Here is a 14,857-nt window from a genome sequence, read left to right as displayed (position 1 = left end):
TGCTCCATCAGACTTGCGTCCATTGTGGAAGATTCCCTACTGCTGCCTCCCGTAGGAGTTTGGGCCGTGTCTCAGTCCCAATGTGGCCGATCAGTCTCTCAACTCGGCTATGCATCATTGCCTTGGTAGGCCGTTACCCTACCAACTAGCTAATGCACCGCGGGCCCATCCTAAAGTGACAGCTTAAAGCCGCCTTTCAAGCGTCTTTCATGTGAAAGTCGTTGTTATCCGGTATTAGCACCTGTTTCCAAGTGGTATCCCAGTCTTTAGGGCAGGTTGCCCACGTGTTACTCACCCATCCGCCGCTCGCGTCCAACAAATCACCCCGAAGGGATCTTTGAATTCAGCTCGCTCGACTTGCATGTATTAGGCACGCCGCCAGCGTTCGTCCTGAGCCAGGATCAAACTCTCATTTTGAAAATGAGCTCTTTTTAATCTGCTCCAGATTATTGCTTGCGAATTGACTTCGCTTATTTGTTTGGATTCAAGTAAACTCGAACCCGCACACTGCGAAACTTTGTTCAGTTTTCAAAGTACCAACCGTTGCTTGCCTCTCGGCGACGCAACGTTTTATATGTTAGCAAGATGATGAATCCTTGTCAACACCTTTTTTTAAGATTTCGTTTCCTTAGGAAAGCGCTTCGGCTTTCCCGCGGGAACAAATAATACTTTACCTGCATTTTGCTTTTAAGTCAAATTTTAAATTTCATTCGTTTTAAATAAGAAACGCGAGATCGCGTTGTTTTGGAGGGGATTGGAGTTAGTGTTTTTTCACAGATTATTTTCCCCTCAAATCCGCGGACTTGATTTTTTCGTTCGTGATTTGCTGATTTTGGGTGCATGTTTTGGTAAAAATTTTTTTACTTTTTCGCTTATTTGACGCAAAAAGACCAGTTTCCGCTTGGAAACCGGTCTTTGGAATCTTACTGTTTTATTTTGGCATTTGCACATTTCCTTGGAAGGTAATGTCGCTGGCGTTGACCAGCAGCATCTGCCAGTTGCGCAGCTGCGCGATGCTGGTCACGGACAGTCTGATGTATTGGCCATTGTGGCGGACGTCAGCCAGGTATTCGCTCTGCTCGCTGTTTCCTTTGCCCGCGCGGTCAGCCAAAGCCCGCATCTCCAGGCCGATGCTTGATTCAGGCGCGTTGGCCAAGTCGTCGGAGATCTGATGGATGTTCTTGCCGGATTCCTCCAGCTCGCGTTTGTACAGCTGGTTCATGTAGATGGTCTTGAATGACTCGCCATCGTCCAAAATCAGACTGACCGGCCGGTCGCTGATCACGTCGGTCAAGCCAACCTGCTGGTAGAACTGGTCCTGGTCGCCGTCTTCAATCTCGATCCCCTCTTTTTCAAGCAGCCAGGTCAGCTCATCAAGCGGCAGCGGCTGGCTGAAGTAGTAGCCCTGGATCCGCTCGCAGCCGATTTCCCGGAGAAAGTCAAACTGTTCCTTGGTCTCAACCCCTTCGGCCAGGGTGTGAATCCCCAGGCTCTTGCTCATCTTGACGCAGGAAGCCAGGATCTTCTTTGAGGCTTCATCAAAGTCGCTCATGAAGACCATGTCCAACTTGATTTCGTCAAATTCAAAATTTTTCAAATAGTTCAAGCTGGAATAGCCGCTGCCAAAATCATCCATCCAGACCTGGTAGCCGGCCTGGCGGAAGTCATGGATGGCCTGCTTGAGTCGCTGCACGTCTTTGGCCAGGGCGCTTTCCGTAATCTCAACATGGATCAGCCGCTTAGGCAGGCGCTGCTGTTCAACCGCGCGGTTGAGCACCTGCAAGGGATCCATCATCTGAAAGTCGGCTCTGGACAAATTGATTGACACCGGCACGACCGGGAGCTGCTTGTCCAGGCGGTCCCGCAGCATGGCCGTGACCTCTTCGATGACGTAGCGGTCCACCTTGTAGGACAGGTTCATCTCTTCAAAAAGCGGAATAAACTGCCCTGGCGACAGGAAGCCTTTGACCGGGTCATTCCAGCGGATCAGGGCTTCAGCGCTGCACAAGCGGCCCGTCAAGGCCCGGATGACTGGCTGATAGTAGACCTCCAGATGCTTCTTTTCGATTGCCTCATCCAGGTTGTTGATCAAGTACTGCTTGATCTCTTCGGCTTTCTGCAGGTCGTCCGTGTAAAGGTACCAGCGCGCCTGCGGATCCGTCTTCAGGCAGTCACAGGCCAGCTTGGCCCGGTCGCAGGCAACTTCAGCGCTGACCTGGTCAACGTATTCGTACACCCCGACTCTGACGCGCAGGCTGGAGGCGTACTCTGACTGGCGCAGGTGCTCTTGCAGAAGCAAGATCCGCTCTTGCCAGCCCTTTGGATCAGTGTCATAGATATAAAAGTTGTCAGCACTGAAGCGAGCCATCAAAGCATGCGGATAGACGTCCTTGATGATGGCGGCAATTTCCAGCAGGCAGCCATCCCCGGCCTGCAGGCCGTTTTGAATGTTGTAGAGCTTGAACTTGTCAATATTCAGGGCCAGCAAATGGCCGGCGGCTGCTGGCTGCTCGCTTTGGACGGCTTCCGTCTCCAGCAAAAAGTTGTGCATGTTCAACAGTCCCGTCAGCTGGTCATAGCGCAGAACCCGCTTATTGCTGATGTCTTTGGCGATCAGGACCGCCGTCTTTGGCACCTGGTGCTCGCCGGTCGTCCCGCGGATGGCCTCAATTTCCAGGAGCCGCTCGCCCCCGTCCAGCTGGACATGGGTCGTCATGAACATGCTCTGCTGGATGGACAGGCGCTGCTGCAAGTGTCGCCGGTCCAAGACGTACAAGAAGTGGTAGCGGTTGGCCGCGGGCACGAAACTTTCGGCAAAAGCCGCGTGGAACTGGTCATAGTGGCCATCCTGCCCCAGAATTTTCTGCCAGGACACCGGGTATTTGAAGATAGTCAGCTCATTTTTGTCAAAATCAACCAACAATTCAAAAAGGTCATCCTTGCTGATGGCCTGCTTGAAGTTGTTGTAGGCCAGCAGGCGCTTGTCGCGCTCGCGGCTTTGCGCTTCCGTCAGCTCCAGCTTATGGATCAAGCCCACGACCTGCTCCGGCTCGCCCTTTTCATCGCGGCGGTTGACGAACATGTCGACCTTGAACTGGTCGCGCAGGTTGAAGCCATGGACGGTGACGGAAGTCCTCCCCCCTTGCAGGCATTCGCGGTACTTGGCCACGAAGCGGTTGGTGTCCCCATAGGCCACGAAGTTCTGGGCAAACTCATCCACCGTGTCATAGCGGTAGTAGTTGCTCAAGTCATAGCGCCGGCGCAGTTCTGCTGAAAAAACAATCAGGCCCAGTTTGGGATAGACCCAGGCCAGGCTGCCCTCGTCTTCAAACAGCTCCTTGAAATTGACCTCTTCTTGCAGCTGGTTCTCCCTGACCAAGGGCCAGAGGACCTCAGCCAGGCCCTTAATGGCTTCAAGATCTGCCAGGGTCCAGGAGCCGTCTTTGCCTTGGAAGCTGATGAAGCCGGAAAAAATCTGGTCCGTCATCCAGGCATAAGACAGGTTGCCAGCCGCCAGGGCCAAGGTATGGTCAGACTCCTTCCGCGTCAAGATTGCCGGATTGGCCTGGCGGAAACAGTCGTTCAGCAAGGCAAAGTGGTCCTGGTCCTCCAAGAGCAGATTGTAGTGCATGGCCTTATAGCCCGGCCCATGGGAGCAGTACTCATACAGGAAGTGGCGCGTCGCCGCCGAGTTGGTGCAGACGTAGACCATCTCCAGGCCAAGGTCCTTCTTGATCAAATCTAAAAGGTCGATGACCTGCTCAGCCGGCGCTCGCCCCTTCTCAAAATAGGCACGCTGGAATTCTGCCAGCGCTTCAGTCGTTTTTTTGCTCATCGCGTTCCCCCACATTTTTTCTAACCCATCACATTTATCTTTACTCTCACAAGTCGTTATGCTGCTTGGCAACACATTCTACTCCATCCGTATTTTAACAGATCCGCGCGCAAAAAAGGCCACAAGCGCCTAAATAGTTGCCTTGCAGCCTTCAAAAATCGTTAAAAACCTTTACTAACCCCTAAATCAGCAAAATAAAGTTCGCTTTTTACAGGGTAACCTTTTCCGCTTCCTTCACTCTGGCCCAGTTGTGCGGATCCAGCAGGGTGGTGTCCAGCTTTTCCAGCATGCGGTCCAGCTTGTGCAGCTCCACGTCTCTTTGGTCATCGCTGGTATTTTGCAGCTCAGCCTGCAATTGGTCATAAAAGACCGTTTCCTTGGCATTCTTCCAGAAGTAGTCTTCGTACTGGATGCCTGAGAAGTGCCATGGCTTGAAGAAGAGGTTGTAGTGGATCAAGGATGGGTGCGGGTTCTCCGGGGTATTGTCGTTGGGCATTGCATCCCACTTAGGATCGACGTACTTGATTCTGCCGGAGCAGATTTCGTTCAGGTAGTCCTGGTCAGGAGCAATGCAGTCAAAGTGGTACTTGCCCAGCAGGTAGAAGAACTTGTCCAGGAACTTTTCCTCCCGGAAGGCCTTGGCATTCATCACCAGCATCCCCGAGTTGATGTACTTCTTGGTATCCAAGGTCAGCACTTCCTTGATGTAGCGGACCATTTTTTCAACGAATTGGATTGACGTGTCGTTGGACGCGCCAAGCAGATTATCGCCTAAGTCAGTCTCGTAGAGCTTGGCAATGTCGTCATTGAGCACCGTGTCGCTGTCGATGTAGACTGCCTTGTCATATTGCGGGAACAGGTCCGGAATGAACAGGCGGTAAAAAATGGACATAGTGAAGAAGTCCCCGCGCAGGAAGTTTTCCTTCCGGTCCTGGATTGGGGCAAGCATCTTGTCATCCATTTCGTAGAATTCCACGTGCAGGTTGGCCTTTTCATAGGCCTTTAAGGCCGCTTCATGCTCTTTGGACAAGCCTTGGTGCAAAAAAGTGACGGTGTAGTCCCGGTCGGGGCTCACGAACTTGACCAAGGAGTTCAAAGAAACGGCCGCGTATGGCGTGAAGTCGTCACTGATTGAGTAAAATACTGGAATAGTCATCTCGTTAATCGTCTCCTCCATTAACACAGTATTTTTGAATATTTTTGAATAACAGCTCCTATTAATCCTGCTTCTGATTATAGTCAAAGCCAACCGCATGGCTAGCTTTTCAGGCAAAAAAATTATAATCAACGCCATCTTGCGGTAAAATCAGCTTAATATTTTTGCTGATTGCAACTAGATCGAGGAATTTAAAGATGGATAGAAATTACGCCTACAACAAGTTCAAAGCCCTGGTGCCAGAAGAGGTCACGCGCAAGATTCCGAGCGAGCGCGAGCACCACGCCCTGTTCAACCTCTTGCTCCTGCTGGAAAAGCAGCATCCTGAAGAGCTGCAGCGGGGCTTGAGCGACCAAGCCCAGGCAGACGAGCGGGCAGCCTTGCAGGCCTTGATTAAGAGCAGCTTTGCCTCAGTCATGGCCGAGCACTTCAAGCAGGGCCTGGTTACCGACGCCGACCAGCCGCAAGTTGTCAAGCGGGATGTTGCCGCGACTGATCCAGAAGCCAATAAGCAGATCACGGCCTTGGTCAAGCCGGAATACCTCAAGCGCATCCCCGTCTTCATCAGAAAGCACGCGATGGGCAAGACCTGCCAGCTTTTGGCCCGCGAATTTCCCGACCTCTACAATGAGTTCAAGGGAGAGCCAAGCCAAGATGCGGTCGACAAGATGCGGACCTTGATCAACCTGATCTTTGAAGAGCGGATAGCCAAGCACCATATGTAACAAGTCAAAAAGAAGCCGGCCAAGGGCCAGCTTCTTTTTTCATTTATTCAAGACTTCGCGCTCGATCACGTCCAAGACCCCGTCGTGGCGGTAGTCATAGCGGGTCACGTGCTTGGCCGCGGATTTGACTTGGTCGCTGGCGTTCTGCATCGCGTAGGACTGGCCGGCAAACTGCAGCATTTCCACGTCGTTCAGCCCGTCGCCAAAGGCCATGATCTCGCTGGCCTTGATGCCGCGCTTTCCGGCCAGCCACTTCAAGGTGCGGCCTTTGGAGACGCCTGGAAGCAGAAGGTCGATTGAGCCTACGCCTGAAACGAAGACCTGCAGGTCAGGACAAGCCTCGGTCAGAATTGCGGCAGCTTCCGCGAGCTGCTCCTTGGGCGGCCGCAGGCAGATTTCCGCGACCCGCTGCTCCGGCAGCGACCAAAAGCTGGGCAGGACCTTGAACTTGGAGAAGTAGAAGTCCATGTGGTCATGGAAGTCCTGAGTCGTGTCCTCTCTAAAGTAGCAGTAGTGCTCCCCAGCCAGCATCACGTTTTTTTCCAAATGATTGTCCTTCAGTGCCCGCAAGGCCCCTTGGATGTCAGCTTCCGGCAAAAAGCTGCCCTTGACCAGCTTGCCGCGGTCATGAACCAGGGAGCCGTTGAATGAGGCAATCGTCAGCTGGTCAGCCATCGGGAAGAAGCTGGCGATTTGGGCATACTGGTCCCCGGAAATCGGCAGAATCTGGATGCCGCGCTCTTGCAGGCCAGCGTAGATCTGGCTGAAGCGCGCCCGGTCGTAGACCCCCTTTCCCCGCATGAAAGTTTCGTCCATGTCAAAAGCAATCAATTTGATCATTTTGTGTCTCCTGTTCAAAGCAATCTTTTCTGCCTTAAGTCTAACAGAAAAAAGGCCGCTTATAGGATAGAAATAACCGCTCGCTTGCGCGGGCGGTCATTTCTATTATCACTATACAATGCAGCAACGCACTGCATCGATTTCATTATAGACCAAAAATCAGCTATTCTGCCAGTTTGACTAAATATTTTTAACATAACCAGCAAAATTTTATTAATAAGCAGCTGGTTGGCGGCAAGCCAGTTCTTTGAAAAAGTTAGTTCAATTTCGGTTTTTGAATCAAATGGATCTGAAATTAATTGCCGCAGGCCTCCTTCCCTGGCCCACTCTTATCATGCCAGATGAACTATAAGCCAAGTCAAAGCTCATGCTAAATATAAGCAAAAAGTCGCCCGCCTTGCTGGCAGACGACTTAAGGCAATTATTCGCGTTTCTTCAGCAGCTCGCGCCGCAGGCAGGCCAGCGGAAAGATGGCGTCCAGCAGCAGCGAAAGCGTCAAAAGCAAATTCAGCCAGAAAGGCGTGACGAAGTCCATGACGGCCACGTTCTTCCCCCGCTTTTGGCGGACTTTTGGCGCCTGGATCTTGGACAAGCGGACCGGCTTGACGGCTTGCCCGTTGACCGTCAGGCGCGACTGGGCGTAAGTGACGACTGGCAGGAACATGGCCCCGCCCTGCTTGCCCGTCCAGGTCATCTGCAACCGCCCGCCAGGCAGGGCGGTCTTTTTGACCAAATGGTTCTTCTGGATCACGGCCGTGACGTAGAGGCGCTCGGCGTGGCGGGTGGTGATCTTCTTGGACTTAACCGGCAGGTAGTCGCCTACGGTCTTTTTGATTGTGGCCAGGAACTTGCCTGGATCATTCAAGTGGGTCGCCGCCTTGGCCTTGTTGATGATCGCGCGCTCGTTGCCCGCCCCCATCGCGGCGGCAGTGTCCTTTAAAGTCCCTGGCATGTAGCCAATGCGCGAATAATGAGCCAGCTGGTTGTCCAAAAAGCGGACATTGGCCAAAGCAGCCAGCAGCAAGATGAGCGTGGCCCCAAGTCCGGCCAGGGAAATTCTGCCGCCCAGCTGCTTGCCCATTTCGCCCAGCCGCTGGATGGTCATGGCCAGGCCCAAAAGCAGCAGCGGGTAAGCCAGGCAAAGCATGCGGGCCGGGAACTGGAGGTACTGGCCTAAGAACGGGAAGCGGTCTTCAATTGCCTGCCAAGGCAGCAGGCTAGAGCTGAGCAAAAGCCACATGGCCCCATACAAAGTCATGGCCAGGTTGAGCTTGGTCATTTCGCCCCGCCGAAAAATGGCCAACAAAAAGGCCACGGCGATCTGGACCAGCAGGATAGCCAGCATGTAGGGCGAGATGAAGGTCCGCGACGACTTAAGCAGGATCAGGCCATTAAGGACAGTAGGACGAGACATGATCAAGACATTGTGCGGCATCCGCATCTTCGCCGCCGTCACCAGGATATTGGTGTGGCTGACATAAAGCAGCGAGGCCAAAGTATTCAAACTCAGCAAGAGCGTCATCCCGACTGCCTTGGCGGTATCAGTGATGACCTGCTTTCGCTGCTGGTCAGCGCGATTGGCCACCAAAGCATAGAGCCAGGCCGGCAAAAGCATAAAGACAGCCGCGACCCCAGTCAGCAGGTGGCTTTCAGCCGCAAAAGTCATCAAGAAGGTCAACGGCAGCCAGTGGACTGGCCGCTTTTTGTCCAAGACCATGGTCAAGGCCACATTGGCCGCGTATGGCAATAGCAGCGCGCTGATCGCGGAAAAATTGGTCCCCATCTGCCAGCGCGGCACCCAGCCGATCGTAATGTAGACTACGGCCAAAACAGCTGCCAGAAAGCGGTTGGCCTTGACCTTGCGCGCGGCTAAATAAAAGCCCATTCCAGAGAAAAAGTAGATCAAGAAGCTGGTGATCACCTGGAACCTGTACCACTTGCCGACCAAGAGAAGGATGGCCCCCAAGAAATAAGCAAACAGCGGCCCGTACAAGGCATTGACCACCCGGCCGCTTTGCGTGTAGCCGTAGATGGCCATGAACCAGCTGAAGTTGCCGTGCTTGAGCTGCTGGCTGGCCTCATAGATCCGGTTGAAGTGAAACAGGCTGTCGGAGCCGATCAGCATGTTCCCCGTCAGCATCTGCGTCCAGGAAATCTTGGCCGCCACCAAGAGCAAGATGGCGTATGGCAGCAGGCGGTACAGCCAGCGGCAGACTGGCCGCCATTTTTCAGGCAATTTGGCTTGTTTTCGTTTCATTTTCTATCCCCTTTATTTATATATTTTAATAATTATACCCTCCTGGCAGAGACTGAAAATGATAACAAGCGTTATATACAAGGACTTATTTTATTAGCCAAAAAGCAGGCCAGCCAGCTGCCTGTGGTTAAATCCCATTTAAAAAGCCTGCATCGGCTCACGCGAAAGTGAGTCAATGCAGGCTCTTTTTTAATTGAACAAGATCTTCAAGGCCTGGCGGACGCTGGTGATCGGAATCACTTCAATCCCCTCGTCTTGCAAGGCTGGCGACATGTTGAACTTCGGAATGAAGATCCGCTTGAAGCCAACCTTGGCGGCTTCTCTGACCCGGGCCTGGATCTGGTTGACCCGGCGGACTTCGCCAGTCAGGCCGATTTCCCCGACAAAACAGTCGGTCGGCTGGATTTCCTTGTCATAATAGCTGGAAGCAATCGCCATGGCAATGGCCAGGTCAATCGCCGGCTCGTTCAGGCGGATCCCGCCAGTCGCCGTCAAGTAGGCATCCTGGTTCTGAAGCATCAGGTTCCCCCGCTTCTCCAGCACGGCCAAGAGCAAGGAGACCCGGTTGTAGTCCAGCCCTGAGGTCGTCCGCTTGGCATAGCCAAAGGCCGTTGGCGTCACCAGGGCCTGGATTTCGCCCAAGATCGGCCGGGTTCCTTCTAAAGAAACGACGACGGCCGACCCGGTTGAATTGGGCAGGCGCTCATCCAAAAAGACCGCTGAAGGGTTGGTGACTTCAGACAGACCTTCATTTTTCATCTCAAACATGCCGATTTCATTGGTCGCCCCGAAGCGGTTCTTGACCGAATGCAGGATCCGGTAGGCATGGTGCTCGTCGCCTTCAAAATAAAGAACCGTGTCCACCATGTGCTCCAGGATCTTTGGCCCGGCAATGGCCCCTTCCTTGGTCACGTGGCCAATCACGAAGACGGTGATCTGGTCCATCTTGGCGATCTTCATCAATTCCGCCGTAACTTCCCGGACTTGGGAAGCAGAACCGACCATGGAGTCCAGGCTGGGCTCATTCATGGTCTGGATGGAGTCGATGACCACGAAATCAGGCTTGACGTCGTCAATCTGGTCGCGGATGTGCTCCATGTTGGTTTCCGGATACAAAAGCATGGGACTTGCCCCCAGGTCCAGGCGGTCAGCCCGCATCTTGATCTGCCCGGCCGATTCTTCCCCGGAGACGTACAAAACCTTGTATTTATTGGCCAGGTCGCCCATGATCTGCAGCATCAAGGTGGACTTGCCGATCCCAGGGTCCCCGCCGATCAAGACCAGGGAGCCAGGCACGATCCCGCCGCCCAGAACCCGGTTCAGCTCTGAGGACTTGGTCAGAATCCGCTCTTCCTTCTCAGCCTTGACCGTGGCCAGCTTGACCGCTTCTTTAGCCCCCACGCTGGCCATCATCCGGCTGGGAGTGGCCTTGCTTGAGGTCTTTCTGACCTCCTGGCTCTCCTTTTCAAACTGGTTCCAGGCCCCGCAGTTTGGGCAGCGGCCCAGGTATGAGGCAGAAATATAGCCGCAGGAGCGGCACTTGTACTGCGTTTTGACTCTAGCCATTACTTATTCCCTTCCTTGCCAGTTGAGCCAAAGCCGGCCACGCGCTGGTTGTCGACCGGCTCATCGTCATCGCTCTTCAGGTAAGGCATGAAGATTGCCTGGGCGATCCGCTCCCCCTTCTTGATATGGAGGTCACGGACCCCATAGTTGAGCAATTGAACGAAGATTTCGCCTTCATTGCTTGGATTGTCGTAGTAGTCGCTGTCGATCACCCCAATCCCATTTGGCAGGGACAGGTTGCGCTTATACGTATTGGAGGACCGGTTGGCCAAAATCAAGACCTCATCTGCTGGCATATAAGCCTTGATCCCGGTTGGCACCAGGACTGGCTTTAAGGCGGCTTCCGCGTCCAGCAGGTCATTTTCGATCAGCTGGTGGCGGTTTTTGATCATCCAGAAGATCTTGATCAGCTTCATCTTCCAAATGCTGGGAATCGTAATGTCGCGCGCGGCTTCCAGGTCATAGCCGGCACTGGCAACCGTCTGGCGGCGCGGCAGGCTGATCCCTTGCCCTTCATACTTGCTGACGACTTCAAATCCTCTAACTCTGCTCATGATTCACGTCTCCTTTGTCTAATTCCTTAAAATATTCTACACTAGTTTTGCTGAATCATGACCAGTCACGATCATGAAAGAAATGCCATCAACAAGACGGAAGTGAGCAAATAAAATGCGAGAAAGCAAAGACATGACAAACGAAGCAGTCAAGAAAGAGCTTCGCTATGAAAAAGCTGGGGAATTGACCGCCAAGACCACTTTGGCCGAGATCAAGCGTGAGGACGAGACCGTCTGGGTCATGGGGCACGTCTTTTTGAGCCCTAAAGCCAGCCAGGCGGACCTGGACCAGCTGATGAATGATGCCAAGCAGTTCGCCGCATCCTCCGGCCACAAGATCTGGGTCCTTGATCCTAAAGGGATCAGCTACTTCATGCAGCACCCGGATTTTGAGCAAGTCTGGGCCGACAAGCCGGCCATCCTGCGCTAGCACTTTTTGGAATAGTTAGACTTAAGATTTTTTCTAAGCTACAATATTCAAGTAAAGATTATTTAGGAGGAAATTCGCATGTCACAAGAAATCAACTTTGACACTATCGATAACTTTGTCAGCGACTTGGCCAAGCACCCTGCCTACAAGGTAGCCGCTCACGCAGCGCAAACCAACGGCATCTACAAGGCCAGCCAAAACACCCAATCAGCAATCGACCTGGACCCAACCTTCTCAGTTGAAATCGACACCGGCTCAGTTTCAAACCAGAAGCAATCCGGCCGCTGCTGGATGTTCAGCGCCCTGTCAACCATGCGCCACGCCATCCAAAAGGAATTCAAGCTCAAGGGCTTTGAATTGTCCCAAAACTACACCTTCTTCTGGGACAAGTTTGAAAAGTCAAACTTCTTCTTTGAAAACGTCATCGGCTCAGCCGACAAGCCACTTGGCGATCGCAAGGTCGCCTTCCTGTTCCAAGCACCGCAAGGCGACGGCGGCCAATGGGATATGCTCTGCGGCTTGATTGAAAAGTACGGGATCGTGCCAAAGAAGGCCTACCCGGAAACTGCCAACTCCGAAAACTCCCGCGCGCTTGATGCGACCTTGAACACCATGCTGCGCAAGGGCGGCTTGGAATTGCGCGACTTGGTAAATGCCGGCAAGAGCGCTGAAGAAGTTGAAGCCCACAAGAACGAGCTTTTGTCAGCTATCTTCCGCATGCTGGCAACTTCCTTGGGGATGCCGCCAAAGACCTTCGACTTTGAATACAAGGACGATGAAGGCAACTACCACATTGACAAGGACCTGACTCCACAAGACTTCTTCAAGAAGTACGTTGGCTGGGACCTGGAAAACTACATTTCAGTCATCAACGGGCCAACTGCCGACAAGCCATACAACAAGGTCTTCTCAGTTGAATACCTTGGCAACGTCGTTGGCGGCCGCCAAGTCCGGCACTTGAACCTGGAATTGAGCGACTTCAAGAAGCTGATCATCAACCAATTGGAACAAGGCGAAGTTGTCTGGTTCGGCTCAGACGTCTCACAGGACAGCGACCGGCAAGCAGGGCTTTTGGACACCAAGCTCTACGAAACTGATGCCTTGTTTGACTTCGACTTCTCAATGACCAAGGCCCAACGGCTTGACTCAGGCGAAAGCATGATGAACCACGCCATGGTTATCACTGGCGTTGACTTGGTAGACGGCAAGCCAACCAAGTGGAAGATCGAAAATTCATGGGGCGACAAGCCTGGCTTCAAGGGCTACTTCGTCATGAGCGATGAATGGTTTGACCAATTCGTCTACCAAGCCGTTTTGAACAAGGCCTACCTGCCAGAAGATGTCAAGCAGGCTTACGACGAAGGCAAGAAGAACCCAATTCAATTGCTTCCATGGGACCCAATGGGCTCATTGGCATGCAAGTACTACTAATTCGGCAATGTCATTAAGTTAGGACACTGACTTATAACATGCCTTAGGACGCTCATCCAAGTTGGATGAGCGTTTTTTTGTTTTTCTTTTTGGTTCCTGAAAAGTGCCTAGCTAAGTCTTCAAGGGCTACTTGTCTTTTGGAAATAAACAGCTATACTAGCAATAGTCAAATAAAGCGTCGAATGAGGTGCAACGATGTTCAAACAACCTTTGGCCGACTTGATGCGGCCGCAATCACTAGAGCAGATGGTTGGGCAAAGGCAGCTCCTGGCCCCGGGAAAGCCGCTGCGGCAGATTATTGACCAAGCGGTCCCATTGAGTCTGATCCTGTGGGGGCCGCCTGGTTGCGGCAAGTCTACCCTGGCTGGAGTCATGGCTAAGAGCCTGGACTTGCCATTTGAATCGTTCAATGCTTCAATTCAAAACAAAACCCAGCTGCAAGAACTGATCAAGCAACATCCAGACGAAAGCTTCGTCCTCCTGCTGGATGAAATCCACCGCCTGACCAAGCCGCTTCAGGACTACCTTCTCCCCTATCTAGAAAACGGGCATATTCTCTTGGTTGGCGCGACTACGGAAAATCCAGTCATGAGTATCGCGCCGGCGATCCGCTCCCGTTGCCAGATTTTTGAATTCGGACCAATTTCCGCGGAAGAGATCGAGCCTGTCTTAAAGCGAGCCGCCAGTGAGCAGCTGGACTTTGACCTAGGGGATGAAGAAGCCCATGCTATCGCCAACTCAGCCAATGGCGACGTACGGGTTGCCTTGAACATTCTGGATACGCTCCATGCCATGTACCCAGAGCAGCTGACTATGGCAGAGATCGCGTCTTTTGCCAAGAACCAGCACTTTGCCTATGACAGGGATGCCACCCAGCACTATGACTATCTGTCAGCTTTTCAAGACTCAATTGAAGGTTCGGATACCGACGCGGCCCTGTATTATCTGGCAGTGCTGCTCGAGAGCGGCGATTTAGACTCGGTGGTCAGAAGGCTTAAGGACGCGGCAGTTTTAACGGTTGGCCTCGCCGCTCCAGAAACGGTCACCCAAGCAATCACTTTAGCCAATACCGCTAGAGAAATCGGTCTGCCCAGGGCAACATCAGCATTGACTATGGCCACCATGCTGCTCTGCATCTGTCCAAGATCAGACTCTGTCCGCTGGGCATATGCCAGAGCTAAGATGGACGCGCAAAATCCCAGCGCCCACCCAATGCCAGCCTACTTGCGAGATGACCACTACAAGGAAGCCGGCAAGCTCCGTGGTGCAGGGCTCAAGCTTGATGCCTTCAATCAGCCCCACCAAATCGCCAAGCAGGCCTATTTGCCAGAAGACTTGATCGGCCACCACTACTTTTTCCCGCGCAGCACAGCCAATGAAGAACGGCTCTACAAGCAATACCAAGCCTTGTTTGAATATATCTACGGGAAAAAGTTTGCCGCGAGCGACCCATTGCGGCAACGGGAAAAGTAAATAGACCAAAATCTCTACGATTTTGCAAAGCAAAGACCCAAGCGAAGAACTCGCTTGGGTCTTTTTGTGATGCTGTTTACAGCAAAAAAGCCCTGATCAATGATCAGGACTTCTCCGCTTTAAATTAGTGGCGCTTCTTGCGCAGGCTTGCCAGGCCCAGGGCGGCAGACATGCCTAAGGCAATCAGGCCGGCAGCAACTGCTGCTGGAGATTCCTTGGCACCAGTCTGTGGCAGCTTGGCTTCACCTGCCGTGGTCTTAACGGAGTTGGCTGAACCAATTCCATTGCCTGCGGCGTTAGTCAAACCGGCACCCTTGAGAGTTGGCGTACCTGGAGTGATTGGCTCGCTTGGCGTCTTAGCGCGACCAGAGTTAAGCTGGCCAGCATTTGGATAAGCCGGGTCGGACTTAGTCTTCCGGACAAGCGGCTTAACCTTTGGCTTAGTTGGCTCACTCTTGGTCTTGGTTGGCTTGGCCTTCGGCTTAGTCGGCTTTGGCTTTGACTTGGTCGGCTTAGCTTCTGGCTTGACTTCCGGTTTAGTCTCTGGCTTCGTTTCTGGAGTAGTTGGCTTCGTTTCCGGTTTTGGTAGT

At 52.9% G+C, this 14,857-nt stretch carries 11 protein-coding genes and 1 rRNA gene; 4 read left to right on the top strand and 8 right to left on the bottom strand.

Annotated features, from left to right (window positions below):
- From FYJ62_RS04385 to FYJ62_RS04375, 3 genes are all read right to left on the bottom strand, one after another.
- Positions 1–417 (bottom strand): 16S ribosomal RNA (locus FYJ62_RS04385); the annotation flags it as partial.
- Positions 418–931: 514 nt separating this feature from the next.
- Entirely contained in the window at positions 932–3,835 is a 2,904-nt protein-coding gene (locus FYJ62_RS04380; RefSeq protein ID WP_154548107.1) for a putative bifunctional diguanylate cyclase/phosphodiesterase, read from the bottom strand.
- A 208-nt stretch (positions 3,836–4,043) separates the two neighbouring features.
- Complete coding sequence (locus FYJ62_RS04375; protein ID WP_154548105.1) at positions 4,044–4,991, bottom strand: glycosyltransferase family 8 protein; 948 nt, start codon at positions 4,989–4,991, stop codon at positions 4,044–4,046.
- 197 nt (positions 4,992–5,188) lie between these two features.
- Here FYJ62_RS04375 and FYJ62_RS11060 point away from each other — a divergent pair, with 197 nt between their 5' ends.
- Entirely contained in the window at positions 5,189–5,716 is a 528-nt protein-coding gene (locus FYJ62_RS11060; protein ID WP_206989561.1) for a hypothetical protein, read from the top strand.
- A gap of 39 nt (positions 5,717–5,755) precedes the next feature.
- On the opposite strand, the gene FYJ62_RS04365 is transcribed toward FYJ62_RS11060, so the two are convergent.
- The 4 genes from FYJ62_RS04365 to FYJ62_RS04350 all read right to left on the bottom strand — a co-directional run bounded on the left by FYJ62_RS04365 (position 5,756) and on the right by FYJ62_RS04350 (position 10,933).
- On the bottom strand, positions 5,756–6,556 hold the full coding sequence (locus FYJ62_RS04365; protein ID WP_154548103.1) for an HAD-IIB family hydrolase: 801 nt from the start codon (positions 6,554–6,556) through the stop codon (positions 5,756–5,758).
- 421 nt (positions 6,557–6,977) lie between these two features.
- Positions 6,978–8,813, bottom strand: a complete 1,836-nt coding sequence (locus FYJ62_RS04360) for a hypothetical protein (protein WP_154548101.1) — start codon at positions 8,811–8,813, stop codon at positions 6,978–6,980.
- Between the two features lie 189 nt (positions 8,814–9,002).
- A complete protein-coding gene (gene radA, locus FYJ62_RS04355) occupies positions 9,003–10,379 on the bottom strand; it encodes a DNA repair protein RadA (protein WP_154548099.1) in 1,377 nt (458 codons plus the stop codon).
- Complete coding sequence (locus FYJ62_RS04350; RefSeq protein ID WP_154548097.1) at positions 10,379–10,933, bottom strand: dCTP deaminase/dUTPase family protein; 555 nt, start codon at positions 10,931–10,933, stop codon at positions 10,379–10,381. The genes radA and FYJ62_RS04350 overlap by 1 nt, the downstream gene beginning before the upstream one ends.
- A 133-nt stretch (positions 10,934–11,066) precedes the next feature.
- On the opposite strand from FYJ62_RS04350, the gene FYJ62_RS04345 reads away from it, so the two are divergent.
- The 3 genes from FYJ62_RS04345 to FYJ62_RS04335 all read left to right on the top strand — a co-directional run bounded on the left by FYJ62_RS04345 (position 11,067) and on the right by FYJ62_RS04335 (position 14,267).
- Positions 11,067–11,363 (top strand): hypothetical protein, encoded by a 297-nt coding sequence (locus tag FYJ62_RS04345; RefSeq protein ID WP_154548095.1) that lies wholly within the window; start codon positions 11,067–11,069, stop codon positions 11,361–11,363.
- 78 nt (positions 11,364–11,441) lie between these two features.
- Positions 11,442–12,794, top strand: coding sequence for an aminopeptidase C (gene pepC / locus FYJ62_RS04340; RefSeq protein WP_154548093.1), 1,353 nt, complete (start codon positions 11,442–11,444; stop codon positions 12,792–12,794).
- Positions 12,795–12,989: 195 nt separating this feature from the next.
- On the top strand, positions 12,990–14,267 hold the full coding sequence (locus FYJ62_RS04335; protein ID WP_154548091.1) for an AAA family ATPase: 1,278 nt from the start codon (positions 12,990–12,992) through the stop codon (positions 14,265–14,267).
- Between the two features lie 124 nt (positions 14,268–14,391).
- On the opposite strand, the gene FYJ62_RS04330 is transcribed toward FYJ62_RS04335, so the two are convergent.
- The gene (locus FYJ62_RS04330) at positions 14,392–14,571 is read right to left on the bottom strand and encodes an LPXTG cell wall anchor domain-containing protein (RefSeq protein ID WP_154548088.1); all 180 of its coding nucleotides are present in this window, start codon (positions 14,569–14,571) and stop codon (positions 14,392–14,394) included.
- Positions 14,572–14,857: the final 286 nt, after the last annotated feature.

The organism is Lactobacillus porci, from assembly GCF_009695985.1.
In the GTDB taxonomy this organism is placed as follows: domain Bacteria; phylum Bacillota; class Bacilli; order Lactobacillales; family Lactobacillaceae; genus Lactobacillus; species Lactobacillus absianus.
This window is presented reverse-complemented; position numbering and strand designations above follow the sequence as displayed.

Bases quoted from the DNA above. Each gene is read 5' to 3' on its own strand.
- FYJ62_RS04380 (WP_154548107.1), bottom strand. From the start codon at position 3,835: ATGAGCAAAAAAACGACTGAAGCGCTGGCAGAATTCCAGCGTGCCTAT.
- FYJ62_RS04375 (WP_154548105.1), bottom strand. From the start codon at position 4,991: ATGACTATTCCAGTATTTTACTCAATCAGTGACGACTTCACGCCATAC.
- FYJ62_RS11060 (WP_206989561.1), top strand. From the start codon at position 5,189: ATGGATAGAAATTACGCCTACAACAAGTTCAAAGCCCTGGTGCCAGAA.
- FYJ62_RS04365 (WP_154548103.1), bottom strand. From the start codon at position 6,556: ATGATCAAATTGATTGCTTTTGACATGGACGAAACTTTCATGCGGGGA.
- FYJ62_RS04360 (WP_154548101.1), bottom strand. From the start codon at position 8,813: ATGAAACGAAAACAAGCCAAATTGCCTGAAAAATGGCGGCCAGTCTGC.
- radA (WP_154548099.1), bottom strand. From the start codon at position 10,379: ATGGCTAGAGTCAAAACGCAGTACAAGTGCCGCTCCTGCGGCTATATT.
- FYJ62_RS04350 (WP_154548097.1), bottom strand. From the start codon at position 10,933: ATGAGCAGAGTTAGAGGATTTGAAGTCGTCAGCAAGTATGAAGGGCAA.
- FYJ62_RS04345 (WP_154548095.1), top strand. From the start codon at position 11,067: ATGACAAACGAAGCAGTCAAGAAAGAGCTTCGCTATGAAAAAGCTGGG.
- pepC (WP_154548093.1), top strand. From the start codon at position 11,442: ATGTCACAAGAAATCAACTTTGACACTATCGATAACTTTGTCAGCGAC.
- FYJ62_RS04335 (WP_154548091.1), top strand. From the start codon at position 12,990: ATGTTCAAACAACCTTTGGCCGACTTGATGCGGCCGCAATCACTAGAG.